Here is a 25,759-nt window from a genome sequence, read left to right as displayed (position 1 = left end):
AGATGGTAGAAAGCGCTTACAAATATGGTGACAACCCCTTTCATTACGGCTCGGAAAAAGGTATACTTTATCCGAACAAGGAAACGGCATAGGGGATGCCACTTATGGGGAGGAACGTTGGAATGATCACTGACCAACAACACGCAAATCATCGCAAGAATGTACTCGAAGCAACACAAGAAATCGTCAAGGAAGCACTTGAAAAACTTGGTTACCCAGACGAGATGTATGAACTGTTGAAAGAACCACTTCGGATGTTGACAGTCCGGATTCCGGTTCGAATGGATGACGGATCGACCAAAATCTTTACCGGTTACCGTGCTCAGCATAATGATGCTGTCGGTCCGACGAAAGGTGGAATTCGTTTCCATCCTAACGTAACGGAAGTCGAAGTCAAGGCATTGTCCGTCTGGATGAGTCTCAAGGCAGGAATCGTCGATTTACCTTACGGCGGGGGTAAGGGCGGAATCATCTGTGACCCACGTGAAATGAGTTTCCGTGAAATTGAACGGTTAAGTCGCGGATATGTTCGTGCCATCAGTCAAATCGTTGGTCCGACGAAAGATATTCCGGCACCGGACGTCTTCACGAATTCACAAATCATGGCGTGGATGATGGATGAGTACAGTCGAATCGATGAATTCAACTCACCAGGCTTCATTACAGGGAAACCATTAGTGCTTGGAGGTTCCCATGGTCGTGAGACGGCAACGGCAAAAGGTGTCGCCATCATGATTCGAGAAGCGGCTGCCAAAAAAGGAATCACGCTTGAAGGGGCACGTGTCGTCGTTCAGGGATTCGGTAACGCCGGAAGCTTCTTATCGAAGTTCATGCATGACCTCGGTGCGAAAGTCATCGCCATCAGTGATGCATACGGAGCATTACACGATCCGAACGGTCTTGATATTCCGTATCTACTCGATCGTCGCGATTCATTTGGTACTGTGACGACCCTTTTCAAAAATACGATTTCGAATAAAGAGTTGTTGGAACTGGAATGTGATATTTTAGTCCCGGCAGCCATTGAAAATCAAATCACAGAAGACAACGCCCATGACATTAAAGCGAGTATCGTGGTCGAAGCGGCGAACGGTCCAACGACGAACGAAGCGACGAAGATTTTAGCGGAACGTGATATTTTGATTGTTCCGGACGTTCTCGCTTCAAGTGGTGGCGTAACAGTCTCTTACTTTGAATGGGTTCAAAATAATCAAGGATACTACTGGACGGAAGAAGAAGTGCATGAAAAACTTGAAAAAGTGCTCGTAAATTCCTTTAATCAGGTGTATCAAACGGCTCAGACAAGAAATGTCGACATGCGACTTGCGGCATACATGGTAGGTGTCCGGAAAATGGCGGAAGCGTCACGATTCCGTGGTTGGGTTTAATCTAAGTCAAGCTCACTTCTAAGTGAAGTGAGCTTTTTTTGTATGGTTATTTCTTTCTTCGGCCGGAAAGATTTGCTAAGATGAAAAAAAAGCAAGCGGAAGAGGCGAAAGAGATATGTTGGATTGTATCGTCATCGGCGCAGGACCTTGTGGGTTATCAGCTGCAATTGAAATGCAGGAACGGGGATTGTCCGTCGAAGTCATTGAAAAAGGAAATATCGTGGAAGCCATTTATCAGTACCCGACACACCAGACGTTTTTTTCAAGTAGTGAAAAGCTGGAAATCGGCGGTGTGCCTTTTATTAATAAAGAATTGAAACCGAAACGACAAGATGCACTCGTCTATTACCGGGAAGTAGTACGGCGAAAAGAAGTTACCGTGCGACCATTTGAAACGGTTCAACACGTCGCGCGCATCAACGGCGGGTTTAACGTGACTTCGCTTCGCAATCAGCAAGTCGTGACACGGGAAGCCAAATCGGTTGTTCTCGCGACCGGTTATTATGGACTGCCGAATAAGATGAATATACCGGGCGAAGAGTTGCCACACGTTTTCCATTACTTCAAAGAAGGTCATCCGTTTTATGGCCAGGATGTTGTCGTAATCGGCGGGAAGAATTCGAGTGTCGATGCAGCAATTGAACTTGAAAAAGCAGGTGCCCGTGTGACCATGTTGTATCGCGGCGAATCGTATAGTCCGTCGATTAAACCATGGGTCCTGCCGAATTTTGAATCCCTGGTCCGGGCAGAAAAAGTGACGATGGTGTTTGACGCAACAATCGAAGAAATTACGAATGCGGAAGTGTTATATTCTGTTCACGGCGAACAGTTGGCCGTCAAAGCTGATTTTGTCTTCGCGATGACGGGTTATACACCGGATATCGGACTGTTCGCCGATGCCGGAATTGAAATCGATTCAGAAACAGGAATCCCTGTATTTGATGAAGCGACGATGGAGTCGAACATCGACGGCATCTATATCGCTGGTGTTGTTGCAGCTGGATATGATGCCAATAAAATCTTCATCGAAAACGGACGATTCCATGGTGAATTGATTGCAGACAGTCTTCTGTATCGTCTGAAACAAGAAACTGCACGATCATAATGTATATGCACACAAAGGGAGAGGCGTTCATAGCCCCTCCCTTTGTTGTCTGTTCTTCTATTCGACGCGGAAAGATTCTTCCAAAGCATGGTGCGTCGCACTAATCTCAAGTTCGATCATTAATTTCAACCGTGCTTTTTGAGAATTCAGTCCATTTGAGAAAATCACACCGAGTTCTTTTAATTGTTGTCCGCCCCCGGTATACCCGTATACATCCTGGACGATCCCGTTGAAACAACGACTGACGATAACGATCGGCATTTGTTGTGTCAGTGTCTGAATCGCATCTACCAGGCTCGGCGGCACGTTTCCTTGACCGAGTACTTCTAGCACAAGGCCATCGTAACCGAGTTCGCTGACCGCAAGCAGTAAATCAGGCTCCATCCCGGCATAGACTTTGAGGACGGCAACGCGTTTGCTCAATTGTGTCACCATATGGGTCGGTTTGAGAAGCGGTGTGTTAAATAAGTAAACATGATCTTTCGTCACCATACCCAGATTTCCGAAATGGACGGATTTAAAAGTATCGACTGAAGAGGTATGAGTTTTTGTGACGTTAAACGCAGAGTGGATTTCCCCGTTGAAGACGACGAGGACCCCTTTGTCTTGAGCAGCCTTACTGACGGCCACCCGTAAGGCGGTAATCAAATTAAATTCACCGTCTGATCCGACCTCATTGGAAGAACGCATCGCACCAGTCAAAACGATCGGGATAGGCGCTCCAATCGTGAGCTGGAGAAAGTATGCTGTTTCCTCTAACGTATCCGTGCCGTGTGTGATGACGACGCCGTCATACGAGCCATCCTGTAATTCCTTACCGATGAAGTGAGCAAGTCGTAACATGATTTCTGGTGTGATATGCGGAGACGGCAGATTGGAAAAGTGACGTGTTGTAATGTCAGCAATGTCGGTCGCTTTGGGCAATGAGGCATCCAGCGGATTGATTTCATTAGGTAAAACGTGACCGGAATGGTTTTGCGCCATGGCGATGGTGCCTCCGGTATGAATCAAAAGTAGTTTTTTCATTAAGTAGTCGTCGTCGTAAAACGAGCAACCTTCACCTTCTTTCCCGTCATTTTCATTAACATTGTACCCTTTTTTTCCAGAGAAACAATGGGTGCTGTTTTCTTTTTCGACAGAAACCTTTATTCTAAGAGAATAGGAAGGGGGAGGAGACGTGTTACCAATCGTTTTCTCAGGAATTGCCCCAGGAATTGCATTGTTGACATATTTTTATCTGCGCCACGAACATGAATCAGAGCCCGTAGGGTATATCCTACGTAGTTTTATTTTCGGGATACTTCTTGTTTTTCCTTTAATGTTCATCGAATACATCATTCAAAATGAGTTTGGAGGACTGGAACCGATTCAATTGGTTCGTTCTGCCGTGACGGAAGAATTTGCAAAATGGTTTGTTGTGTTTTATACCGTCTATATCCATCAGCGGTTTAATGACTATTATGACGGTATCATTTATGCAGTCGCTTGTTCCTTAGGATTTGCGACACTGGAAAATATTTTATATTTAATGGTCAATGGGACGGTTGAACATATGATTTTCCGTGCGTTGTTACCGGTCTCAGGACATGCTTTATTTGCAGTCATCATGGGATTTTTTATGGGAAAAGCTAAGTTTTCGAATCATCCGTATCGTTGGCTCGGATTATCGATTTTTGTTCCGATGATTGTACACACTATCTTTAATTTGTTAATATTGGAAAATGGTGGTATATCTATTGTGCCGATTTTATTTATGATTGGATTATGGACGGTCGGTCTGTATCAAATTCGAAGTGCGAATCGTTTGAACCAACGCCACAATAGAAAAAGTAACTGAATAGAATGGGCTGGGAGAGAGTAAGATGATAGAAACTGGAGATTTAGTCATGTTGACCAATCAAGAGGACCGGCAAGGGCGAACGAAAGTGACAGCCGTGACGAACCGACTGATTTGGATTGAGGCACCAAGTGAAGTCTCGACGTTAAAAACTTTTATCTTGTCGGATCAAGAACAAGTCGGATTTTACTTTTTTAAGGAAAAAGGAAAGCTGTATGGATTTGAGACGGAAGTCGTCGAACGTCAAAATGATCCGTTACGAGGTCAACGGTATGCGTTACGTCGACCAAAAGAAGACATGATTCAGCGTGTCCAGCGCCGACAGTTCGTCCGCGTGCCTCAATTATTGGATGTAGCTGTTCATCCACATAAAACGGCTTTTGAACCGTTCACTTCTGTGACGCTCGATTTATCGGCAGGCGGAATTTTAGTATTGGCTAATCAAATTCCAATTGAAGTGAAGGAAGAGCTGGAATTAACCTTTTTACTGCCGACGGGAGACGGTGTGACACATACAGTCGATGTTTTGGCAGAACTCGTCCGTGTTGACCCGAGAGAAGCCCGTTATGAATTAGCCTTTCAGTTTACTCGGATCAATGACCGAAGTCGTGAACTGGTCTTACGGCACTGTTACCAAGCGCAAATGAAAAATTCACGACGTGGAACGAATCCATTCACGTAAGGGCTTTTTTTTGCTATGATAACGGTCGATACTATACACCACTTACGTTGGTGATGATGGAAGGAACGAAATCACTCATGAAGAATATTCAAATTGCCTTAGACGGACCAGCAGGAGCCGGGAAAAGTACGATTGCCAAACAATTAGCAGCACATCTCGATTATGTGTACATCGATACAGGAGCCATGTATCGTGCCGTCACGCTTGCCGCGTTAGAACAGGGGCTTGATTTAGAAGATGGACCGGTCCTTGGAGAATTGATGAAATCACTCGATCTTCGTCTGACACCGGGAGAACACGGACAACGGGTCTTCATCGGAGAACGGGAAGTGACGGAAGCGATTCGAACGAATGAAGTGACGAATAACGTTTCGTTTGTCGCCCGCCAAGCAGAAGTCCGGTCGGCGCTTGTCATTGCCCAACGCAAACTGGCAGAACATGGGGGGATCGTCATGGACGGTCGTGACATCGGGACGGTCGTCTTGCCTGAAGCCGAACTGAAAGTCTTTCTGACGGCATCGGTCGAAGAACGAGCGAGCCGCCGTCACCGTGAGAATGTCGCCCGTGGAATAGACAGCGACTTAGAAGCATTGCAGGAAGAAATCGCCCTGCGCGATCAGCGGGATAGCGAACGGAAGGTTTCGCCGCTTAAGCAAGCAGAAGATGCCATTTACCTCGACACGACAGAATTGAACATTGATCAGGTCGTCGCCCGGTTAACTGAACTTGCAGAAGGTGTCCTGAAATGAAAAAGAACGAATTTGTTTATCGATTAGCACGATTCATCGTCCTGATGATTGCTAAAACGGTCTTCCGTTTAAAAGTGACGGGGAAGGAAAATATTCCGTCTGACGGATCACTCTTAGTCTGTGCCAACCACAGTTCCAACTGGGACCCGGTCTTTTTAGTCAGTGCTATTCCGACCAGCCGCTCCGTACGCTACATGGCGAAAGAAGAATTGTTCAATATCCCGGTTCTCAAGCAAATCATGATTTCAGCCGGAACCTATCCGGTCGGTCGCGGACAAGGTGATCGCCAAGCACTGAAGCGGACGATTGAATTGTTAAATTCGGATGAAACGGTCGGAATTTTTCCGGAAGGGACCCGATCGGCACCAGGAGAGTTTACATCAGCCCAACCCGGCGTCGGATTCTTCGCTTTGCGTTCACCGGCCCAAATCTTACCGATTGCAATCATCGGGGATTACCGTCCGTTCCGAAGAATGCGCGTTGCCATCGGAAAACCGGTTGACATTACGGATTTAAGAGATCAGCGAGGGGCGGCGAAGGCGATTTCCGAACGGATTTTGGAAGAAATCAAAACCGTCTACTTCAATCACGCGTAATGCCTTGACAAATAGTCAGAATTGTAAGAAGTTAGAAGAAGGATAAACGTATTCATACGTTTCTTGTACTCATCGTGAGGAGGTTGTGTTGGAATGGTCGAAGAAATGAAAGATATGCCTGATTTTGAAATTCATCGGGACCAGGTGATAACCGGAACGGTCGTGAAGATTGAAGACAAGCAAGCACTCATTGATATCGGATATAAGACAGAAGCAATCCTGCCGATTAGCGAAGTATCGAGTCTCCACTTGGATGACATTCAAGGTGCGCTCAAAGTCGGTGATGAACTACAAGTAAAGGTCAAGAAAATAACAGATGAAGAAGTAGTTGTTTCCAAACGTGAAGTGGATGCCTTGCAGGCATGGGAAAAAGTCGAAGCGAAATACGCATCAGGTGAAATTTTTGATGTTGTTGTAAAAGATATCGTCAAAGGCGGACTTGTCGTCGATATCGGTGTTCGTGGATTCATTCCGGCTTCTCTTGTAGAACGACATTACGTGGAAGACTTTTCGGATTATATTGGTCGAACGATTGCTGTTAAAGTCGTCGAACTGGATCAAGAAAAAAATCGTGTCATTCTCTCGCATAAAGCCGTTGTCGAAGGCGAACTGAATGCGAAGAAAAAAGAAACCCTCGAGCAGCTCGAAGTGGGCCAGATTTTAGAAGGAACGGTTCAACGCTTAACGGATTTCGGTGCGTTCGTTGATATTGGCGGTGTGGATGGTTTAGTCCACATTTCTGAAATGGCACATCATCGTGTGGAACGGCCGTCTGATATCGTCACGGAAGGACAACAAGTCGAAGTGAAAGTACTTGGTGTCGACCGCGATACGGAAAAAGTAAAACTTTCGATCAAAGAAACGCAGCCGGGTCCATGGCAACAGATGGAAGGTAAAATCGAAGCGGGAGATATCGTCAAAGGACGTGTCCGTCGAATCGTCCAATTCGGTGCGTTTGTTGAACTAGCGCCACAGGTGGAAGGACTGCTTCACATTTCGCAAATCGCGAACCGTCACATCGGGTCGCCGTCAGAAGTGCTTGAAGAAGGTCAGGAAATTGAAGCAAAAGTTCTTGAAGTGCATCTTGCGGAGCATAAGATTTCCTTGTCAACACGTGTGCTGGAGCAGGAAGAATCGTCGGAAGATGACTATTCTCAGTATACGGATCAAAACGAAGGATTTTCAGTTGCTGATCTTGCTGAGAAAGAATCGGATTCAAAAGAATAACGTAGTAAAAGTGAACACGAAACGTGTTCACTTTTTTTATGTTCCGATAGATATGGTATAAAACCGCTTCATTTGGTACAATAGAACGGCTATGAAGCGAGAGAAGAGAAAGAAGGTGTTGGGATGGCAATTCCAGTAGTGGCGATCGTAGGTCGCCCAAATATCGGAAAGTCGACGATTTTTAACCGGGTGATTGGAGATCGGGTTTCGATCGTAGAAGACAAGCCAGGCGTTACCCGCGACCGTATATACGGAACTGGAGAATGGCTGAATCGTCATTTTCATTTGATTGATACAGGTGGAATCGAAGTCGGGGATGAGCCCCTACTTCAAATGATGCGTCATCAGGCGGAACTCGCTATCGATGAAGCGGATGTCATTATTTTTATGGTCAACGGCCGTGAAGGCATTACATCAGCAGATGAAGAAGTCGCAAATATGTTATTCCGTTCAAATAAACCCGTTGTCATTGCGGTCAACAAAGTCGATAACTTTGAAATGCGCGATTTGATGTACGAGTTTTATTCATTAGGATTTGGTGATTTGTATCCGATTTCCGGAACGCACGGTTTAGGACTCGGAGATATGCTTGACCGTGTGCTTGAGCTTGCACCGGATAAAGAAGAGATCGAATACGATGAGGACACGATTAAGTTTGCTTTAGTCGGACGTCCAAACGTCGGGAAATCAAGTATGACGAACTCGATTCTCGGTGAAGAACGGGTCATCGTGTCTAGTGTCGCCGGTACAACGCGTGATGCAATCGATACACCGTTTTCACGGGATGAACAAGAGTATGTCATCATCGATACAGCTGGTATGCGCAAACGCGGAAAAGTCTATGAATCAACAGAACGATTCAGTGTCATGCGTGCACAAAAAGCCATCGAACGGGCGGATGTCGTCTGTGTCGTATTAGATGGTGAAGAAGGCATCATCGAGCAAGATAAAAAAGTTGCCGGTTATGCCCATGAAGCAGGTCGTGCTATCGTGATCGTCGTCAATAAATGGGATGCCGTTGAAAAAGACGATAAAACAATGAAAAAAATGGAAGAGGAAATTCGCGAAGAATTCCGGTTCCTTGATTATGCACCAATCGTTTTTGTCTCGGCGAAAACAAAACGTCGTTTACAAACGTTACTTCCTGTCATCAAACAAGCAGCGAAGAGTCATGCACAACGCATTCAGACAAGTGTCTTGAATGATGTCATCGTAGATGCGGTAGCAATGAATCCTGCACCAACGGATAAAGGTGTTCGTTTGCGGATTAACTATGCGACACAGGTCGCTTCTCGTCCGCCTACATTCGTTTTATTCGTCAATGATCCGGAATTGTTACACTTCTCATATAAACGTTATCTGGATAACCGGATTCGTGAAGCTTTTGATTTTACAGGAACACCAATTCGGATTTTGGCACGTCAAAAACAATAAGGACAAGGTGAATCATGATGAAAAAAATCGCAGTCATTGGAGCCGGGAGTTGGGGAACCGCACTCTCACTCGTTTTAGCCGATAACGGTCATGAGGTCACTCTCTATGGTCGGGATCAAAAAAATGTTGATGCCATTAATCAAAATCATGAAAATACGCAGTTCTTACCAGATGTGACGTTGCCGGAATCACTTCGGGCAACAACTGTTTTAAGCGAAGCTGTTGAAGGGGTCTCACATATCTTGATTGTGACGCCCTCTTCTGCGATTCGTTCTGTATCGCGTCAGCTGAATGAATTGTTGACGGAACCGGTCGTGTTGATTCATGCCTCGAAAGGGATTGAACCTAAAACACATTTGCGGCTGTCGGAATTGATGGAACAAGAAATTGATGCCTCTAAACGTTCAGCAATTTGTGTGTTGACGGGTCCATCCCACGCGGAAGAAGTCGCATTACGGAAGCCGACGACTGTGACGGTTGCTTCCACTGATATGGCAGAGGCGGGACGTGTGCAGGAATTGTTTACGAATGATAACTTCCGTGTCTATTTGAATGCCGATATCATCGGAGCAGAACTGGGCGGAGCATTCAAGAATATCATTGCTTTAGCAGCCGGAATGGCAGACGGGTTAGGGTACGGTGATAATGCCAAAGCTGCCTTGATCACCCGTGGAATGGTTGAGATCGCACGACTCGGCACATTGTTCGGCGCTAATCCGATGACCTTTACCGGATTGACCGGCATGGGAGATTTGATTGTGACGTGTACATCGGTCCACAGCCGGAACTGGCGTGCAGGAAATGCGATTGGCCGGGGGGAAAAACTCGAAACTGTTCTTGAAAACATGGGGATGGTCGTCGAAGGTGTCCGGGCGACGCAAGCTGCTTACGATTTAGCGGAAACCAAACAATGTGAGTTACCCATCACGACAGCGCTCTATCATGTCTTATTTGACGGACACACTCCGGCAGAAGAAGTACAGAAGTTGATGCGCCGTCCGCAAAAAAATGAGATTGAACATCTGTTTACAATGAAAGATTAACGGAGTGGGGTGGAAACCTTGAGTCCTGGATTACTAAAAATGTGGATTTCGTTCGCCGGGATCGGTTTGTTTGCGATCAGTGTCTTATTGGTCACAATCAGTCGGACGAAATTATCCGGAGGTTGGCAATTTTTGATGTCGACCATTGCTTTTCTTTGTTTTATCGTTGCATCGATCATCATGATCTTTATCGTCATGGCAGGTCCGAGCGCATGAAAAAACTTTTGGTGGTTTTCATGTTGGTCCCGGTCATGTTGTTATCCGGTTGTCTGTTTCCAGACAGTCAAAAACCGTCGAATCGGGTTCCTTATCCGGAACAGATTCGGACGGTACAAAATGCAGTGGACGCGTATCAAAAGGATACGGGAGTTTTACCAATCAAAACAAGAGAAGCAGATACGCCATTAATGGAACGCTATCAAATCGAACTGGGACGTCTGATTCCGCGATACATGAGTGACCCGCCTCCAAACAGTTTTGAAGGTGGCGGTACATTCATTTATTTACTCGTCGACGTCGAGAAAAAACCGACAGTCAAATTGATGGACTTGCTTGTAGCAGAAGAACTTCAAAAGCTCCAAGTCCGAATTGATACGTACCGTAAGAAAAATGACAAGTATCCTTTCAAAGGTTCGATCGGGAAAAATCAGTTTACGCTGGATTACAAAAAGCTGTTTATTAAAGATGAACCAAAAGTGCCGAGTCCGTATTCAGACGAAAAACTGTCGATCTATGTAGACGGGCAAGGACAGTTGTTTATCAACTACTTGCCTGAACTTAAAAAAGCCGTCGAAACAGCGAAGAAAAAGCCGAAAGTCGGCCAAGATATTCGGCATTTGCTCTACGATGAGCAACCTTTTGTTCCTGCGTACTCCCAAAGTTACACAATCAACAAAAAAGGCGAACCTGTGTTTTCTGAGAAATCGATCGAAGAATCAGAAAATTAATGGGGATTCTAACGAAAATGTTGTAATATCAACGTTTATAAGGTATGATTAGCCTCGAAGAAGTGATTGGGAGGGGGTGAACGTAATGAACAAAACTGAACTCATTCAAGCAGTTGTCGAAAAATCAGGTCTGACTAAAAAAGACGTGACGAAAGTTGTAGAATCAACATTCGAATCGATCACTGAGACACTTCAGTCTGGAGAGAAAGTCCAATTGATTGGCTTTGGTAACTTCGAAGTCCGTGAACGCGCAGCTCGTAAAGGTCGCAACCCACGTACAAAAGAAGATATCGAAATCCCAGCAAGCAAAGTACCGGCTTTCAAACCAGGTAAAGCATTGAAAGATGCGGTTAAGTAATTCGGCTACATAGTCGTTCGAGGAAATCCTCGGACGGCTTTTTTTGTGGACATTGAGAGACGAGAAAACGGACTGATTATGGTATATTAAAAAAGAAGAAAATCCATCAACGAGATGGCACTGGAGATCGGGGGGTAAAAGCATGAATCATCAAGAGCTGCTCGTGGAAGAAATGGTCACTGCACTCACTACAAAACAAACAACACAATTGGCTCGGCATGTGGATTTCCCTTCCATCAATCGTGAACAAATCAGTTGGTTGATCGATGTCGCCCAAAATGAAACGTTGGCTTGGCAATCACTTGTCAAAGGTGTGCACTATGCACAAGTGGCCTTACTGTTACATGAACGTGTCGGAGAGACCGAGAGAGGTTCAAAAGAACGACAATTGCTGGTTTTGGCCGGAGATTTGTTTTCGAGCTATTTCTTCGAAGAATTGGCTTCTCTTCCCCAAACGGCACTCGTAACACTCGGACGGACCGTTCAGCATGTGAACGAAGCAAAATGTGCCCTTCATGAGGAAAACTACGATTCGACCGAAGAGTATGTCTTATTGTGGTTAAAGGCAGAATTCGGATTGGTTCAAGGACTAGCAACGATTAGCGGAAGAGACTGGTTGACGGAGGACGGACAACGTTTAATCCGTCAACGGGCACGAAGCTTACAGGCAAGTGCTCAACAACTGTTATTATCTCATCTGGAACAGATGGCAGTAGCGTAATATCTTCGAAAGGGTGAACTGCGTGCAGACACAAGAAAAAGAGAAAAAAGTATATGAAGTGTTTCAATCGATTTCAAGTAATTATGATCAGATGAATTCCATCATCAGCTTCCGCCTTCATAAATTGTGGAGAAAAGAAACGATGCGGCGGATGAATGTGTTTCCGGGAGCAAAGTGTCTCGACTTATGTTGCGGAACTGCCGACTGGACGATTCAACTTGCGAAAGCAGCCGGTCCGACGGGTGTGATCAAAGGACTCGATTTTTCTGAAAACATGTTGAAAGTCGGCGTGGAAAAAGTTGAAGCGCTTGAAATGAAAAATGTCGAATTGATTCATGGAAACGCGATGGAGCTTCCGTTTGGCGACCATTCGTTTGATTACGTGACGATTGGCTTTGGGCTGCGGAACGTTCCGGATTATCTGCAAGTCATTAAAGAAATGCACCGGGTCCTGAAACCGGGCGGGACGGTCGTTTGTCTCGAGACGAGCCAACCGACAGCACCGTTATTTAAAGAAGCATACGCACTATATTTCGGGAAAATCATGCCGCAAGTCGGTCGTTTGTTTGCGAAATCCTATGATCAATACAATTGGCTACAAGAATCAACAGAAGTCTTTTTAGATCGTGTCGAGCTGAAGCAACTGTTTGAACAGGCCGGTTTTATGCAAGTTGAAGTAAAAGCATTTGCAGGTGGGGCGGCTGCAATGCACCTCGGAAAGAAGTGGTGAGATGTCACTGCATTCAATTTATCGGGATGTAACAAAAGAAGTGAATTTAGTGGATGAATTTTTGATCAGTCACATCGCATCGAACGATCCGACAATCGATGCTGCCGGACAACAATTGCTTCAAGCAGGCGGCAAACGGATTCGGCCTGCGTTTGTTCTGTTGGCATCAAAATTCGGTCGGGCGGACCGTGATGAACTCGTGCGAGTCGCAGCCAGTCTTGAACTGGTTCACATGGCTTCGCTCGTGCATGATGATGTGATTGATGATGCCGAATTGCGACGCGGAAAACCAACCGTCATGCAACATTTTGATGAAGAAGTTGCCCTCTATTCCGGTAACTTTTTATTTGGGGAAGCAGTTAAGTTGATTGGTGAAGTCGGGAAACCGGAACTTGTTCAAGTGATGGTCCATGCGATGCGTGAAATCTGTGAGGGCGAAATCGAGCAGATTTACGATCAGTACGACTGGGAACAATCCATCAAACGGTATATCAAGCGGATTGAACGGAAAACGGCGATCTTGATTGAAGCCAGCTGTCACCTTGGGGCGATTGTCGCGAACTGTTCACCGGAAGATACAAAAGCGTTACGACAATTTGGGCGTGACATCGGTCTAGCTTTCCAAATTGCAGATGATTTGCTCGATTTTACGGCCAAGCGGACGGAACTCGGAAAACCTGTCGCGGAAGATTTGCGGCATGGTCATAAAACTTTGCCTGTGTTTTATGCTTCGGAAGATCAAGACTTCTTTCGTGAGTTACAAAAGATCCGTTCGATGCCGAGTCATGAAGAAGTGGCTCCTTTACTGGACCGGTTGCAACAATCAGATGCGTTGGAGCGCACGCAACAAACCGTTGATTTATACATCCGACGGGCGATTCTCCGCTTGAATCATCTGCCGAAATCGTCAGCAAAACGTTCCTTGGAAGAAGTCGCCCGGTATGTCGGAAAACGCAAAGGTTGAAAAAATGTAAAAAATTTCTTGCCGCTTGTCCATTTACGCAGTAAACTTACTATGTAAGCGCTTTTTTATCTGCATTTCATAGGGGGAACTAGTAATGGAACAAACGTTTTTAATGGTAAAACCGGATGGCGTTGAACGAGGTTTGATTGGGGAAATCATCGCTCGTATCGAACGTAAGGGATTTGTAATTCGTGAAATGAAAATGATGCAGGTATCTGAAGAATTGGCTCAAGCTCATTACGCGGAACACGCAGAAAAACCATTTTTCGGAGAGTTGGTCACTTTTTTGACATCTGGTCCAGTCGTCGCGCTTCGTGTTGAAGGCGAAGATGTCGTCACGGTTTCACGGATGATGATCGGGAAAACGAAACCGACGGAAGCACTGCCAGGAACGATTCGGGGCGATTTCGCGAACACGATGAGCGAGAATGTCATTCATGGTTCAGACAGTGTGGAAAGTGCCGAGCGTGAACTCGGTCTTTGGTTTCAAGGACAACCATTAAACGTTTAATGTTGGCAAGACGATTGAGCAACTGCTCAATCGTCTTTTTTTGTTTTTTGGAAAGGAAATGGCTTTATGCTAAGATAGAAAATAAGATAGGGAGTGTGTTAGAAACAATCCCGACAGAGAGAGGATTTGTGAGGTGGACTATGCAGGACTATGAGCTTTTCATCCAGCGTTTCTTAAAAAAATCAGGAATTGATTTAGGACAATATAAAGAAGCCCAGATGAAGCGACGATTGACAGCGCTACGCGATAAAAAAGGATACAGTACATTTGCTTCTTATATGCAGGCGATGGAAAAAAGTGCGACATTGTATGACGAATTTTTGGATCGCATGACGATTAACGTCAGCGAGTTTTTCCGGAATCCGATTCGGTGGCAACAACTCGAACAAGATATCTTGCCTGTATTGCAAGCCCGTGCTCACGGACGAATCCGGACCTGGAGTGCTGCCTGTTCGACAGGGGAGGAACCGTATTCGTTAGCGATGATCTTAAACGAAAAGATGGATCCTGCACAATTTACGATTCAGGCAACGGACTTGGATGACCTGGTTCTCGAAAAGGCGAAACAAGGCCGTTACGGGGCATCCGCTTTAAATGAAGTGGAGGAAGCACGAAAAAAACGGTATTTCATCGAACAAGAACAACAGTTTGAAGTCGTTCCCGAAATCAGACGTCTCGTTCGGTTCAGTAAACACAATTTGTTGGGTGACCGATATGATACCGGATTTGATTTGATCATCTGCCGGAACGTCTTGATTTATTTTACAGAGGAAGCCAAGGCGCATGTCTACCGTTCATTCGTCGATGCCTTAAAACCGGGCGGCATTTTATTCGTCGGTGGAACAGAACAGATTTTCCAACCAGAACGATTTGGTCTGAAGATGAAGCAAAGCTTTTTTTACGAAAAAATCTAAGGGTAAGAGGGGATGAGGCAACATGCGTTATATGACAGCAGGTGAATCACACGGTAAAGGATTATCGGTCATCATCGAAGGAATCCCTTCTGGTCTTATCATTGATTTTGACAAAGTACAACGTGAGATGACACGTCGCCAAGGTGGTTATGGTCGAGGACGGAGAATGCAGATCGAACAGGACGCGGTAGATGTCCGTGGGGGAATCCGCCATGGCTATACGACGGGCGCACCAATCAGCCTGTTCATTGAAAATAAAGATCATACCCACTGGACGCAAGTCATGCAGGCAGAACCGTTGCAAGAAGAGTTGGATCGTCCGCGGACGCTAACCCGTCCAAGACCGGGACATGCGGATTTAGTCGGCGGATTGAAGTATGGGCACCGGGATTTACGGGATGTCCTCGAACGTTCGTCTGCCCGGGAAACGGCGGCACGTGTCGCTGTCGGTGCGATTGCCAAACAACTGTTGAGCCAACTCGACATCGATTTATTCTCGCATGTCCGTTCGATTGGTGGCGTCGATGCGGATGTCATCAATCCACTAACATATCGTGACGCGATTGAGACATCACCTGTCCGCTGTGCCGACGAAGCGGCAGCGGAGCGAATGATGGCAGCGATTGATCAAGCCAAAAAAGACGGAGATACGTTAGGCGGGGAAGTCGAAGTGGTCGTGACGGGTGTCATGCCGGGAATCGGCTCCTTTACGCAAAACGAGACGAAACTCGACAGTCGTATCGCCCGGGCTGTCATCAGTGTCAATGCGATGAAAGCAGTCGGATTCGGAGACGGATTTGAGCTGGCTCGACGAAAAGGCAGTACCGTCCAAGATGAAATTCTGCATGATGAGACAGGTTATTTCCGTAAAACGAATCATCTGGGAGGAATCGAAGGAGGTATGTCGACCGGAATGCCGATTCGGGTCCAAGTAGCGATGAAACCGATACCGACTCTGTATCGTCCCCTGCAGTCAGTCGACATTGAAACAAAAGAACCGTTCGTTGCCCAAATCGAACGAAGTGACGCGTGTGCCGTTCCGGCTGCTGCGGTCGTACTTGAGGCCGTCGTAGCCGTTGAGATTGCTGCAGCTGTCCTTGAGATGTTCGGTACATCGACGCTTGGTCGTCTTAAGCAGGCTGTTACAGACTACCGGGAGGAGGTGCGTCTCTTTTGACGCATCTGATCATCGAGGCAAGCCGTCCTTATCCGGTCTATGTCGAAACGAAGGCTATCCATCATATTCGTGAAATCAAACAAGCGCAAGAAGCAGATCAGTTTTGGATCATTACGGATCAGACCGTAGCGGATTTGCACATGGTGTCGATTCGAAGTCAGCTCGAAAGCTGTTTTCCATTGACAGATCAATCTGTCAGTATCGTCGAGCCGGGAGAAGACAGCAAATCATTATCTGTCTATCAACGGTTATTGGAAGAGGGAATTGAGCAGGGAGCAACCCGTAAGACGATGATCCTTGCAGTCGGAGGCGGCATGATTGGTGACTTGGCCGGATTCGTCGCGGCGACTTTCCTGCGCGGAGTTCCGTTTATCCAAATCCCGACGACCCTGCTTGCTCACGATTCGAGTGTCGGGGGAAAGGTTGGATTAAACTTACGTTGGGGTAAGAACTTAGTAGGTGCTTTTTATCAGCCTTCTGCTGTTTTGTACGATCCCGCCTTTTTACAAACATTGCCTGACCGCGAATGGAGAAGCGGTTTTTTTGAATTATTGAAGCACGGATTATTGGCGCGTCCGACATTTGCTGAAGATTTGATCGGACTTGAATTGGCAGATATCAAACAGTTAGCGCTGGCAGACTGGATTTCAGCCGGGATTAAAGTGAAACAACATATCGTCGAGCAGGATGAACGTGAGGCGGGCATCCGCGCCTTTTTAAATTATGGACATACGTTTGGCCATGCGGTTGAATATGCGAGTGCAGATCTTTCCCACGGAGAAGCGGTCGGAATTGGACTGGTCTTTGTATCGTTACTCGAAGGAAATGAGCGTCAAGCCTGTCAGCTGGTGGAACTGATTGGTCGAATCGGTGTCGTATTACCGGAACGTCAACCGTTTGAAAGATACTTGGAGTTGATGAAACGGGATAAAAAAAATGATGCGTCGATTCGATTTGTCTTACAAGGTCAAGACGGATTTGGCTTAGAAGCAATCAACCGGAAACGTCTAGAAGAAGCATACGATCAAACAGTGAGGTGTTTAAAGTGGGGTTAAAAGGGACAGTACGCGTACCAGGCGATAAATCAATGACCCATCGTGCATTTTTGATGGGCGGAATCGCAGAGGGGACAACCGTGATTTCAAACGCCTTGCTAGGAGCAGACTGTCTGGCATCACTCGCAGCAGTCGAGGCACTCGGGGCACAAATTCACCGGACGGAACAAGACATTCGGATTACCGGTACCGCTACTCTGAAGGCGGCAACGATTGACTGCGGCAATTCAGGAACGACAATTCGTTTGTTGAGCGGGATTTTGGCCGGCGGACAGGAAACATACATTTTAACAGGAGATGCTTCGCTACAGCGACGGCCGATGGACCGGGTGACTGTTCCGCTTGCGACACTTGGAGCGGACATTGAGGGCACATATGCCCCGCTGACGATTCATGGTCAACCGCTTGTCGGCACGACCTACACATTGCCGGTAGCGAGCGCTCAAGTCAAAAGTGCGGTGTTATTGGCCGGATTGTTTGCAACAGGAGAGACGACAGTCGTCGAACCGATTTTATCGCGGGATCATACGGAACGGATGTTACCGAAATTCGGAGCAGATCTGACGATTCAAGAACTGGAACAAGGCCGACAGATTCGTCTGCAAGGACCGGTCCGACTAAAGGCAACGACGATCGATATTCCGGGTGACCCTTCTTCTGCGGCTTTTTGGTGGGCAGCAGCGGCTTTAGGAGACGACAGCCAAATCACGACGGAACATGTCTTGATGAATCCGACCCGGACTGGATTTTTGCAAGTGTTACGCCAAATGGGCGCCAGTGTCGAAATCACAAATCGCCGTGAAACGGCGGGAGAAGAGACGGCGGATGTAACCCTGACGACGACTCACTTGCAGGCAGTAGCCATCGAAGGGGAGCAAATTCCCTCGTTAATTGATGAAATCCCGTTGCTTGCTTTGCTTGCGACACAAGCAGAAGGGCGGACAGTCATCCGGGATGCAGCAGAACTGCGTGTCAAAGAGACAGATCGAATTGAGACGGTCGTATCCACCCTTCAAAAAATCGGGGCAAAGATTGAAGCAACGGAAGATGGCATGATTATTGATGGACCGACACCACTCACAGGAGCGACGGTCGACAATGCGGGGGACCATCGTCTGGCCATGATGTTGACGATCGCCTCAACATTACAGCCGGAAATTCAAGTCCTTGGGAATGAAGTAGTTGAAGTCAGCTACCCAACGTTTTATGATGATTTAAAGACACTGCAACAAACGAATCCCTGAAAAAGATCGCGAACAGTGAAATAGAGGAAAGTGAGGCGTTTGCCTTGAACGAAAACGTATTAAAAGAGATCGTCGAAAGTCTCGAACATGGTCACACGTCAGAAGCATTAACGGCGCTCGAACAGCTCGAAAAAACCGGGACGGATGAAGATCGTTTAGCGGTCGCCGATTTGTATATCGAATTGGGCTTATCCGATCGGGCAGTCGATTTACTGGCACCTTTGTATGTCGATTATTCGGGAAATGCCGGTGTAGCTTTATTACTTGCAGAATGTTACATCGATTTGGACCGAGAAGAAGAGGCCATCACTGTGCTTGAGCAGGTCGATGTGACGGATATTGAGAATGGTCCCCGGACATTGGTTTTGCTGGCTGACCTGTATCAGTCCCAAGGGCTCGATGAAGTAGCGTTAGCTAAATTAAAACAAGCGCGTGACTTGGCCCCAAACGAACCATTGCTGGCGTATGGACTGGCGGAACTCTATATGACACTCGGTGCTTTTGATCAAGCCGTTCCTTTGTTTGCGGAAATCGCGGCCGATCCGCTCTTACGCGAAGAGTTACCGCTTGATGCCCTCTATGCGGAATCACTGGCGATGATCGGTGAGTTTGAAGAAGCGATTCCACTATATGAACGCGCGGTTGCCGAGCGCTCGGATCTGCATACGTTATTCGGTCTCGCCATGACGGCCCACCGGGTCGGACAACACCAAAAAGCGGTCGAGACATTCCAGCAACTGATTGCGCAGGATCCCGACTATACGTCGGCCTATGTTCCATACGCGGAAAGTCAGTCGGAACTCGGCTTGACGAAAGAAGCGCTCAATGTCATCAAGCAAGGAATCGAACGTGATGATTACAACGACGAGTTACGGACGATGGAAGCCTTGTTCCTCTTGAAACTTGGTGATCGGGAAGGCAGTGTCAAAGCGTTACGTGAAGCATTGGCCCTCAACCCAGAATCCCTTGTCGCAGCCGAACGGCTGTTGGCCTTACTCGCAGAAGACGAAGATCATGACGCGACGCTCGAGACGATTTCCGCCATCGAAGAACATGTGACGGCACCGATCTTAACGTGGTATCGCGCCCGGTCGTTATACGCGCTTGAAGAATATACGCAGGCGATGGAGAAATATGCGCAAGTGGAAGCTGCTTTTGCAGATGATGCATTATTCTTAAAAGAGTACGGGTATGCTCTCGTAGAAGAAGGGCGCCGCGACGAAGGACTGGTCTTATTACGCCGGGCAGCCAATCTGACACCGGAAGATGCCGATTTAGTCGACTATGTCGAACGAATGGATGGATGATTTCACTGGAGAAGGGAGTAGGATTAAGATGACAGAGAGAAAGCAGCGTTTCTTGCGCCGCATCTTGACCTATTATACGTTGAAACGTCGGGAATCAAAGTGGATCATCGATTATTGGCTTCGAAACGATTCGAAGCTCGAACAGGTTCATTTTGTTCAAAATGCCATGTTTGCGCCCAAGGCAATAATCATTACGACCTATGGATTTGATGCAGACCCTTTTCTCTTTAAAAAAGGAGAGGTCAAGACGACCGATCCGGAAAAAGCCTATCATGATATTCGTTTGACCGATGAGCCGATCTATATCGAGTTAAACTTTCAAGGAATGATGATGGATGACGAGTACCTCTCGCTGTTAGAGGAAAATCCTTTTCGACCGGAAGTGGCCGTTGAACCGAAATTGGCAGATGCGGCAATGAATTTTATTGCGGCGACCGTCAACCGTCAAGAAGAAGAACGTTTGGTCCGATTGATTGACGAGGCGCTCGACGCCCGGGATAAAAATCGTTTCCAATCGCTTTCGGACGAATTGCGGATTATTCGCAGTCAACTTTGATCGGAAAATCGAGTCGTTTGCCTTCCTTCGACTGAACCGAAGGAAGGCTTTTTTTCGAAATCGAAACTAAGGGGAAAATATGAAGAAAAATTGTAGCTAATTTCATAAAACGTTCACATTAAAGAAGCAGTTCCAAAAGCGGATATGATACATTAAATGTGACGAAATGTAAGTGAACAGGAAAGGGGGGAATGACTTGCGTTTCAAACCATCCGATGTTCAAAGGACGAGAAACGAACAAGCGTATATCGATACGTTGATTGTCCCATTGATTCCCGTCGGATTCGACGAAGCGATGCATGCTTTCTCGGAATGTGCAGATATGACGATGACTGTCGCGACGGAAGTCGAACGGCAATTGTCGGGACGGGCGATGCTTGTTCCGCCAATGACATATATTGGTGAACCGTCCATTGACCAGCTCACCAGTTGGGAGCAGGCCGCATCTTCAGAGCAGTTTCGATTTGTAACGTTCATTACTGCCGATTTACGGTGGAAAGAGACATCGGTCACGGACATCATTTATGTCCCACGTTTATCGCTTGAGACGATGAGTCGCGATCAACAAGGTCAGATGGTCGGGAATTTTGTCGGGCAAGTCTTAGAGCAGTTAGGAAACCGCTGGACCGCGCTATGAAGCGGTTGACGCAATGATTTTATTAAGATACTATTACCATGTGAGAAATTTGTGTGAAGTACTGTGGTCTTGGGGCACAGCGTACATCACGAGGGGGGATCGAGATGGCTCAAAACGGGTCTAACGTAACACGTCGTCAATTCTTGACGTATACATTGACTGGAGTCGGCGGCTTTATGGCGGCGACGATGGTCATGCCGATGGTCAACTTCGCAGTTGACCCAGTCCTGAAGAAATCAGGAGCAGGCGATAAAGTAAAAGTAATGAAGTTGTCGGACATCACGACAGAACCAAAACGGGTCGACTTCAAAAAACAGACACAGGATGCGTGGTATGAGTTTGAAGAAACGCTATCTGCGTGGGTGTTTAAAAACGATAAAGGCGAAGTATTGGCCTTATCACCGATCTGTAAACACTTAGGATGCCAGGTCAGTTTTGGAGCGGATCCGACGCACCCAGAACAATTCTATTGCCCATGTCACTTCGGCCGGTATACGAAAGATGGCGTTAACGTACCAGGTACGCCTCCGACGAAACCGCTTGATGAATATGAAAAGCAAGAGAAAGATGGTTTCCTTTACCTAGGTAAACCAGTCGAAAGAGGTGCGTAAGCGATGATGCAAAAAATTTATGATTGGATTGATGAGCGCGTTGATATTACGCCACTTTGGCGCGATATCGCCGATCATGAAGTTCCAGAACACGTTAACCCGGCCCATAACTTCTCAGCATTCGTTTATTGTTTTGGCGGGTTGACATTCTTCACGATTGTCATCCAGATTCTTTCAGGGATGTTCTTGACAATGTATTACGTACCAGACATCATCAATGCGCATGCGTCCGTGTACTATCTTCAAAATGAAGTAGCGCACGGTCAAATCGTCCGTGGTATGCACCACTGGGGTGCATCGGTCGTCATCGTAATGTTGTTCCTACATACATTACGTGTCTTCTTCACAGGTTCATACAAAAAACCACGTGAATTGAACTGGGTTGTCGGCGTACTGTTATTCTTCGTTGTCTTAGCACTTGGTCTGACAGGATATCTGTTGCCATGGGATATGAAAGCATTGTTCGCAACGAAAGTTACGATTCAAATTGCGGAAAGTATTCCTGTCATCGGTGGTATCGCGAAAACACTCCTGGCGGGTGGGGAAATCGTCGGTGCAAGCACAATCGCTCGATTCTTTGCGATTCACGTCTTCTTCCTTCCTGCAGCATTGTTCGTCTTGCTCGGGGCCCACTTCATGATGATCCGTAAACAAGGGATCTCTGGACCACTTTAAACCGACACTTATCATTAGACAACTAAAAGGGGGAGAACACGATGCATCGTGGTAAAGGAATGAAATTCGTCACCGATTCACGGGTGTCGATCAACAACCGGATGCCGAATAAGTCAAAAGACTATTCGGAGTATCCAGGTCGGACGGAAGCGTTCTGGCCAAACTTCTTGCTTCGCGAATGGATGGTAGGAGCGGTCTTCCTGATCGGCTTCATGACATTGACTATCGTTGAAGCAGCACCGCTTCAAAATATCGCTGACCCGACGAATACGTCGTACATTCCACTTCCGGACTGGTACTTCTTATTCCTCTATCAGCTCTTGAAATATCAATTTGCGGCTGGTCCGTATATTTTGATGGGTACCGTCATCCTTCCTGGGCTTGCGTTTACGGCACTGTTAGTTGCGCCTTGGCTCGATCAAGGACTCGAACGTCGCCCGGCAAAACGTCCGATCGCGGTCAGCATGATGTTACTTGCGATCGTATCGATCGTCTTCTTGACATGGGAATCAGTTCAGACAACACACTGGGATACTATCCATAAACAAGGTGAGTTGACAATGAACGAAGGTCCAAAAATCGATACAGCAGCAAAAGGTTTCGAGATTTACTCGAATCAATCATGCGTCAACTGTCATGGTAAGAACCTCGAAGGCGGCGCAGCAGCTCCAGCCCTCGTCGGGACGAAGAAGACAGAAAAAGAGATTTATGATATCGCAGTTAAAGGTATCGGTTCGATGCCTGCTGGACAGTTCAAAGGTTCAGATGCAGATCATAAAGAACTTGCTAAATTCATCGCATCATACGGTGAAGGCGGAGAAAACAATAAATAAGACAACCGGCCGGGGGAATTTTCCTCCGGTTTTTGTCTATCATGAGGTGACGATATATGCCGTTCATTCATATTTTAAAACATAAAGCTGTGCTTTGGCCGCTTGCATTGATCAATCTGGGCGGAACATTATACGGCTATTACTGGTATCAGCCGCAACTCGCGCAGTCGAAATGGTACTATTATCCGTTCATTCCGGATAGCCCGACAGCCTCGCTCTTTTTTACGATTATCGTCTTTTTATGGATTTTCAATCGACGATCGCGTTTATTTGAAGCCCTTGCTTTCGTCACCTTGATTAAATACGGGGTTTGGGCAGTCGTCATGAATGCGTTGATGTTACAGGAACTCGGGACGGATGATTCCTTTTTGACCGCAATGGCTTTGATGCTGATGGTTTCACATGGTGCGATGGCATTTCAGGCACTCTTGTATGCGCCTGTCATGACGTTTCGGATCAAGGAACTGGTTCTCGTCTCAATTTGGGTCATTCATAACGATGTTGTGGATTATGTGCTCGGACAGTGGCCGCGGTATCCGGCACTTGCCGAACATATCCAGTGGATCGGATACGGTTCGTTTTGGTTGACCGGATTATGTCTTTTGATGGGATATTGGTTTGTCGCACGCGATTCGATTGACAATAAGTTCGCTTGAACATAAAATAAGACTATAATCTTTTTTTATGAAAGGAAGCGATGATATGGCGAACTATTTAATCTATCTGGCAATCATCATCATCGTGCCGATTTGGGCACAGATGCGTGTCAGAAAGACGTACAAAAAATATCAGGAAGTTCCGATTCACAGTGGAGTGACGGGAGCGCAGGTCGCAGACTTCATCATGAAGCAAAACGGGATTACCGATGTTCGTCTTGAGCCGATTGGCGGGACGATGTCCGATCATTACGACCCAACGAACAAGGTCGTCCGCCTGTCGGAAGATGTCTATTACGGTTCGACGGTATCAGCGGTTTCGATCGCGGCACACGAAATCGGCCACGTCATCCAAGATGCGACGGATTACGGAATGATGCGGGTCCGTCACCGGATTGCTCCGGTGGCTTCGATTACGTCTAACTTGTCATTCCCGTTACTATTGATCGGTTTCTTGGCGGGTATGAGTGGACTGGCGATGCTTGGAGTCATCTTGATGCTCGGAGCAGTCATCTTCCAACTCGTGACGTTGCCGGTTGAGTTTGATGCTTCAAAACGGGCGATGGTCCAGTTAACGGAACATGGAATCATCGATGCAGAAGAAGAACGCGGTTCGCGCCGTGTCCTGAATGCAGCGGCTTGGACATATGTCGCTGCGACGCTCGTTGCGGTTGCTGAGTTTATTCGCTTAGCATTGATTGTCTTTGCACCGTCAAGCGATGATTAAAAACAGGTAAATAAAAAGACGAGGAATCCAATCGGATTTTTCGTCTTTTTTTTGTATGCTGCCCAATCACGTTTCTTTGATCGGAATTCGGTTTTCATCGAAGGTGAATCCTTCTCCGGTCACTTCATAAACGTCATGCAGGGTGATGAAGGCATGTTGATCGACTGATTTGACAAGTGTCTTCAATCGTGTGATTTCATTTCGGGCGACGACGACGTACAGTACTTCCAAGTCGCGTCCTGAATACCCGCCCTTGGCGATCAAGCGAGTCGTCCCGCGATTCATCGTCGCATGAATACCATCCGCGATTTCCGTTCGTTGATCACTGATGATCATCGCGGCTTTTCCGGCATACGTCCCTTCTTGCATCCAGTCAATGACGCGAGCACCGACATAGACGGCAAGTAACGTGTACATCGCCTGTTTGTAATCGAGATAGCTCAGTGATGCGATAATGACAAAAAAGTCGAAGACCATGAATGTCCGGCCGATCGACCAGCCGAAATACCGTTTTGTTAAGCGGGCGATGATATCGACACCACCGGTCGTGCCGCCGTTATTGAAGATGATGCCGAGACCGACACCGATAAAGACACCGGCAAATAAAGCTGCGAGGACCATATCATCTTTCAAGAAAATTTCAAGCGGTGAGTATTTGGCAATCAATCCATACCAAATTGAAAAACTGAACGTCCCAATCAACGTATAGACGAACGTCGTCCGCCCGAGCAATTTATAACTGACGAAGAATAATGGAATGTTGAGCAACAAGTTCGTGACAGATGGGGAAAACCCGAATAATCCTTTTAAAATCAAGGTGATCCCTGTAAATCCTCCCTCGGCCAACTCGTTCTGCACGTTAAAATGATAGATACCAAAAGCGAAAATAAATGATCCGATCAAAATCCAAATGATATTTTGAATACGAATCGGAAACTGAAATGGGGGTGCCATCTGATTGCTCCTCTCTGACATGACTCTTTCTCTAGGGTAACGGCAGACGTCAAAAAAGACTAGCTTTTCTGATGAAAATCACTTGAAAAGTGGCAGATGTAGTTTTTAGTCGGCAATTTGA

Annotated in this window: 30 protein-coding genes; 28 read left to right on the top strand and 2 right to left on the bottom strand. The window is 46.7% G+C overall.

The genetic code is table 11. The features are described from left to right. The first annotated feature begins 122 nt into the window (after window positions 1-122). Together AC3IRK_RS09610 and AC3IRK_RS09605 are read left to right on the top strand one after the other, a co-directional pair. Entirely contained in the window at window positions 123-1,388 is a 1,266-nt protein-coding gene (locus tag AC3IRK_RS09610) for a Glu/Leu/Phe/Val family dehydrogenase (protein WP_012370683.1), read from the top strand. A 115-nt stretch (window positions 1,389-1,503) separates the two neighbouring features. After that, window positions 1,504-2,493, top strand: coding sequence for a YpdA family putative bacillithiol disulfide reductase (locus AC3IRK_RS09605; RefSeq protein WP_131502547.1), 990 nt, complete (start codon window positions 1,504-1,506; stop codon window positions 2,491-2,493). A gap of 57 nt (window positions 2,494-2,550) precedes the next feature. Here AC3IRK_RS09605 and AC3IRK_RS09600 read toward each other — a convergent pair whose 3' ends face one another. Continuing rightward, window positions 2,551-3,519: an asparaginase gene (locus AC3IRK_RS09600; protein WP_188004488.1), complete on the bottom strand. Its 969-nt coding sequence runs from the start codon at window positions 3,517-3,519 to the stop codon at window positions 2,551-2,553. Window positions 3,520-3,670: 151 nt separating this feature from the next. Here AC3IRK_RS09600 and prsW point away from each other — a divergent pair, with 151 nt between their 5' ends. From prsW to AC3IRK_RS09470, 26 genes are all read left to right on the top strand, one after another. Then, a complete protein-coding gene (gene prsW, locus AC3IRK_RS09595; RefSeq protein ID WP_114595549.1) occupies window positions 3,671-4,330 on the top strand; it encodes a glutamic-type intramembrane protease PrsW in 660 nt (219 codons plus the stop codon). A 25-nt stretch (window positions 4,331-4,355) separates the two neighbouring features. Beyond that, a complete protein-coding gene (locus AC3IRK_RS09590; RefSeq protein WP_131972533.1) occupies window positions 4,356-5,012 on the top strand; it encodes a flagellar brake protein in 657 nt (218 codons plus the stop codon). Window positions 5,013-5,089: 77 nt separating this feature from the next. Continuing rightward, complete coding sequence (cmk, locus tag AC3IRK_RS09585) at window positions 5,090-5,761, top strand: (d)CMP kinase (protein WP_131502544.1); 672 nt, start codon at window positions 5,090-5,092, stop codon at window positions 5,759-5,761. Beyond that, window positions 5,758-6,357: a lysophospholipid acyltransferase family protein gene (locus AC3IRK_RS09580; protein ID WP_114595552.1), complete on the top strand. Its 600-nt coding sequence runs from the start codon at window positions 5,758-5,760 to the stop codon at window positions 6,355-6,357. The genes cmk and AC3IRK_RS09580 overlap by 4 nt, the downstream gene beginning before the upstream one ends. Before the next feature lie 93 nt (window positions 6,358-6,450). Further along, the gene (gene rpsA / locus AC3IRK_RS09575; RefSeq protein ID WP_114595553.1) at window positions 6,451-7,584 is read left to right on the top strand and encodes a 30S ribosomal protein S1; all 1,134 of its coding nucleotides are present in this window, start codon (window positions 6,451-6,453) and stop codon (window positions 7,582-7,584) included. A gap of 123 nt (window positions 7,585-7,707) precedes the next feature. After that, window positions 7,708-9,018, top strand: coding sequence for a ribosome biogenesis GTPase Der (gene der / locus AC3IRK_RS09570; RefSeq protein ID WP_026828069.1), 1,311 nt, complete (start codon window positions 7,708-7,710; stop codon window positions 9,016-9,018). A 17-nt stretch (window positions 9,019-9,035) separates the two neighbouring features. After that, window positions 9,036-10,061: an NAD(P)H-dependent glycerol-3-phosphate dehydrogenase gene (locus AC3IRK_RS09565; RefSeq protein WP_188005444.1), complete on the top strand. Its 1,026-nt coding sequence runs from the start codon at window positions 9,036-9,038 to the stop codon at window positions 10,059-10,061. Window positions 10,062-10,100: 39 nt separating this feature from the next. Continuing rightward, entirely contained in the window at window positions 10,101-10,277 is a 177-nt protein-coding gene (locus tag AC3IRK_RS09560) for a DUF2768 domain-containing protein (RefSeq protein WP_131972534.1), read from the top strand. Then, the gene (locus AC3IRK_RS09555) at window positions 10,274-11,008 is read left to right on the top strand and encodes a hypothetical protein (RefSeq protein ID WP_188004486.1); all 735 of its coding nucleotides are present in this window, start codon (window positions 10,274-10,276) and stop codon (window positions 11,006-11,008) included. Before AC3IRK_RS09560 ends, AC3IRK_RS09555 begins: the two co-directional genes overlap by 4 nt. An 85-nt stretch (window positions 11,009-11,093) precedes the next feature. Further along, window positions 11,094-11,366 (top strand): HU family DNA-binding protein, encoded by a 273-nt coding sequence (locus tag AC3IRK_RS09550; RefSeq protein WP_012370671.1) that lies wholly within the window; start codon window positions 11,094-11,096, stop codon window positions 11,364-11,366. 142 nt (window positions 11,367-11,508) lie between these two features. Next, complete coding sequence (locus AC3IRK_RS09545) at window positions 11,509-12,087, top strand: heptaprenyl diphosphate synthase component 1 (RefSeq protein ID WP_114595557.1); 579 nt, start codon at window positions 11,509-11,511, stop codon at window positions 12,085-12,087. A 22-nt stretch (window positions 12,088-12,109) separates the two neighbouring features. After that, window positions 12,110-12,817, top strand: a complete 708-nt coding sequence (locus AC3IRK_RS09540) for a demethylmenaquinone methyltransferase (RefSeq protein ID WP_131502541.1) — start codon at window positions 12,110-12,112, stop codon at window positions 12,815-12,817. Between the two features lies 1 nt (window position 12,818). Beyond that, the gene (locus tag AC3IRK_RS09535) at window positions 12,819-13,781 is read left to right on the top strand and encodes a polyprenyl synthetase family protein (RefSeq protein ID WP_131502540.1); all 963 of its coding nucleotides are present in this window, start codon (window positions 12,819-12,821) and stop codon (window positions 13,779-13,781) included. 94 nt (window positions 13,782-13,875) lie between these two features. Continuing rightward, the gene (gene ndk, locus AC3IRK_RS09530) at window positions 13,876-14,292 is read left to right on the top strand and encodes a nucleoside-diphosphate kinase (protein ID WP_131502539.1); all 417 of its coding nucleotides are present in this window, start codon (window positions 13,876-13,878) and stop codon (window positions 14,290-14,292) included. Between the two features lie 140 nt (window positions 14,293-14,432). Then, window positions 14,433-15,206, top strand: a complete 774-nt coding sequence (locus tag AC3IRK_RS09525) for a CheR family methyltransferase (RefSeq protein WP_131502538.1) — start codon at window positions 14,433-14,435, stop codon at window positions 15,204-15,206. 22 nt (window positions 15,207-15,228) lie between these two features. Then, entirely contained in the window at window positions 15,229-16,383 is a 1,155-nt protein-coding gene (gene aroC, locus AC3IRK_RS09520; protein WP_131972536.1) for a chorismate synthase, read from the top strand. Then, window positions 16,380-17,438, top strand: a complete 1,059-nt coding sequence (gene aroB, locus AC3IRK_RS09515) for a 3-dehydroquinate synthase (protein ID WP_489169911.1) — start codon at window positions 16,380-16,382, stop codon at window positions 17,436-17,438. The genes aroC and aroB overlap by 4 nt, the downstream gene beginning before the upstream one ends. Then, the gene (gene aroA, locus AC3IRK_RS09510; protein ID WP_489169910.1) at window positions 17,429-18,682 is read left to right on the top strand and encodes a 3-phosphoshikimate 1-carboxyvinyltransferase; all 1,254 of its coding nucleotides are present in this window, start codon (window positions 17,429-17,431) and stop codon (window positions 18,680-18,682) included. The genes aroB and aroA overlap by 10 nt, the downstream gene beginning before the upstream one ends. A gap of 44 nt (window positions 18,683-18,726) precedes the next feature. Continuing rightward, on the top strand, window positions 18,727-19,989 hold the full coding sequence (locus AC3IRK_RS09505) for a tetratricopeptide repeat protein (RefSeq protein ID WP_114595565.1): 1,263 nt from the start codon (window positions 18,727-18,729) through the stop codon (window positions 19,987-19,989). A gap of 28 nt (window positions 19,990-20,017) precedes the next feature. Then, a complete protein-coding gene (locus tag AC3IRK_RS09500; protein ID WP_114595566.1) occupies window positions 20,018-20,545 on the top strand; it encodes a ReoY family proteolytic degradation factor in 528 nt (175 codons plus the stop codon). Window positions 20,546-20,741: 196 nt separating this feature from the next. After that, on the top strand, window positions 20,742-21,182 hold the full coding sequence (locus AC3IRK_RS09495; protein ID WP_114595567.1) for a DUF2487 family protein: 441 nt from the start codon (window positions 20,742-20,744) through the stop codon (window positions 21,180-21,182). A gap of 104 nt (window positions 21,183-21,286) precedes the next feature. Then, window positions 21,287-21,793: a ubiquinol-cytochrome c reductase iron-sulfur subunit gene (locus tag AC3IRK_RS09490; RefSeq protein ID WP_026828085.1), complete on the top strand. Its 507-nt coding sequence runs from the start codon at window positions 21,287-21,289 to the stop codon at window positions 21,791-21,793. A 3-nt stretch (window positions 21,794-21,796) separates the two neighbouring features. Continuing rightward, window positions 21,797-22,468: a menaquinol-cytochrome c reductase cytochrome b subunit gene (gene qcrB, locus AC3IRK_RS09485; protein WP_012370658.1), complete on the top strand. Its 672-nt coding sequence runs from the start codon at window positions 21,797-21,799 to the stop codon at window positions 22,466-22,468. A gap of 41 nt (window positions 22,469-22,509) precedes the next feature. After that, on the top strand, window positions 22,510-23,301 hold the full coding sequence (locus AC3IRK_RS09480; protein WP_114595568.1) for a menaquinol-cytochrome c reductase cytochrome b/c subunit: 792 nt from the start codon (window positions 22,510-22,512) through the stop codon (window positions 23,299-23,301). Between the two features lie 56 nt (window positions 23,302-23,357). Next, window positions 23,358-23,957 (top strand): DUF1405 domain-containing protein, encoded by a 600-nt coding sequence (locus AC3IRK_RS09475; protein WP_131502533.1) that lies wholly within the window; start codon window positions 23,358-23,360, stop codon window positions 23,955-23,957. Between the two features lie 46 nt (window positions 23,958-24,003). Then, on the top strand, window positions 24,004-24,684 hold the full coding sequence (locus AC3IRK_RS09470) for a zinc metallopeptidase (RefSeq protein ID WP_114595570.1): 681 nt from the start codon (window positions 24,004-24,006) through the stop codon (window positions 24,682-24,684). Between the two features lie 66 nt (window positions 24,685-24,750). Here the strand turns inward: AC3IRK_RS09470 and AC3IRK_RS09465 are convergent, their stop codons facing one another. Next, complete coding sequence (locus AC3IRK_RS09465; RefSeq protein WP_114595571.1) at window positions 24,751-25,638, bottom strand: YitT family protein; 888 nt, start codon at window positions 25,636-25,638, stop codon at window positions 24,751-24,753. Window positions 25,639-25,759 lie beyond the last annotated feature (121 nt).

Source organism: Exiguobacterium sp. GL_137 (assembly GCF_057834585.1).
This window is presented reverse-complemented; position numbering and strand designations above follow the sequence as displayed.

Excerpts from the sequence above, each read along its gene's own strand:
- cmk (WP_131502544.1), top strand. The coding sequence starts at position 5,090 with ATGAAGAATATTCAAATTGCCTTAGACGGACCAGCAGGAGCCGGGAAA.
- AC3IRK_RS09605 (WP_131502547.1), top strand. The coding sequence starts at position 1,504 with ATGTTGGATTGTATCGTCATCGGCGCAGGACCTTGTGGGTTATCAGCT.
- AC3IRK_RS09560 (WP_131972534.1), top strand. The coding sequence starts at position 10,101 with ATGTGGATTTCGTTCGCCGGGATCGGTTTGTTTGCGATCAGTGTCTTA.
- rpsA (WP_114595553.1), top strand. The coding sequence starts at position 6,451 with ATGGTCGAAGAAATGAAAGATATGCCTGATTTTGAAATTCATCGGGAC.
- ndk (WP_131502539.1), top strand. The coding sequence starts at position 13,876 with ATGGAACAAACGTTTTTAATGGTAAAACCGGATGGCGTTGAACGAGGT.
- AC3IRK_RS09600 (WP_188004488.1), bottom strand. The coding sequence starts at position 3,519 with ATGAAAAAACTACTTTTGATTCATACCGGAGGCACCATCGCCATGGCG.
- AC3IRK_RS09465 (WP_114595571.1), bottom strand. The coding sequence starts at position 25,638 with ATGGCACCCCCATTTCAGTTTCCGATTCGTATTCAAAATATCATTTGG.
- qcrB (WP_012370658.1), top strand. The coding sequence starts at position 21,797 with ATGATGCAAAAAATTTATGATTGGATTGATGAGCGCGTTGATATTACG.
- AC3IRK_RS09550 (WP_012370671.1), top strand. The coding sequence starts at position 11,094 with ATGAACAAAACTGAACTCATTCAAGCAGTTGTCGAAAAATCAGGTCTG.
- AC3IRK_RS09555 (WP_188004486.1), top strand. The coding sequence starts at position 10,274 with ATGAAAAAACTTTTGGTGGTTTTCATGTTGGTCCCGGTCATGTTGTTA.
- der (WP_026828069.1), top strand. The coding sequence starts at position 7,708 with ATGGCAATTCCAGTAGTGGCGATCGTAGGTCGCCCAAATATCGGAAAG.
- AC3IRK_RS09580 (WP_114595552.1), top strand. The coding sequence starts at position 5,758 with ATGAAAAAGAACGAATTTGTTTATCGATTAGCACGATTCATCGTCCTG.
- AC3IRK_RS09470 (WP_114595570.1), top strand. The coding sequence starts at position 24,004 with ATGGCGAACTATTTAATCTATCTGGCAATCATCATCATCGTGCCGATT.
- AC3IRK_RS09565 (WP_188005444.1), top strand. The coding sequence starts at position 9,036 with ATGAAAAAAATCGCAGTCATTGGAGCCGGGAGTTGGGGAACCGCACTC.
- AC3IRK_RS09480 (WP_114595568.1), top strand. The coding sequence starts at position 22,510 with ATGCATCGTGGTAAAGGAATGAAATTCGTCACCGATTCACGGGTGTCG.
- AC3IRK_RS09500 (WP_114595566.1), top strand. The coding sequence starts at position 20,018 with ATGACAGAGAGAAAGCAGCGTTTCTTGCGCCGCATCTTGACCTATTAT.
- AC3IRK_RS09525 (WP_131502538.1), top strand. The coding sequence starts at position 14,433 with ATGCAGGACTATGAGCTTTTCATCCAGCGTTTCTTAAAAAAATCAGGA.
- AC3IRK_RS09610 (WP_012370683.1), top strand. The coding sequence starts at position 123 with ATGATCACTGACCAACAACACGCAAATCATCGCAAGAATGTACTCGAA.
- AC3IRK_RS09490 (WP_026828085.1), top strand. The coding sequence starts at position 21,287 with ATGGCTCAAAACGGGTCTAACGTAACACGTCGTCAATTCTTGACGTAT.
- AC3IRK_RS09545 (WP_114595557.1), top strand. The coding sequence starts at position 11,509 with ATGAATCATCAAGAGCTGCTCGTGGAAGAAATGGTCACTGCACTCACT.
- AC3IRK_RS09475 (WP_131502533.1), top strand. The coding sequence starts at position 23,358 with ATGCCGTTCATTCATATTTTAAAACATAAAGCTGTGCTTTGGCCGCTT.
- AC3IRK_RS09590 (WP_131972533.1), top strand. The coding sequence starts at position 4,356 with ATGATAGAAACTGGAGATTTAGTCATGTTGACCAATCAAGAGGACCGG.
- AC3IRK_RS09535 (WP_131502540.1), top strand. The coding sequence starts at position 12,819 with ATGTCACTGCATTCAATTTATCGGGATGTAACAAAAGAAGTGAATTTA.
- aroC (WP_131972536.1), top strand. The coding sequence starts at position 15,229 with ATGCGTTATATGACAGCAGGTGAATCACACGGTAAAGGATTATCGGTC.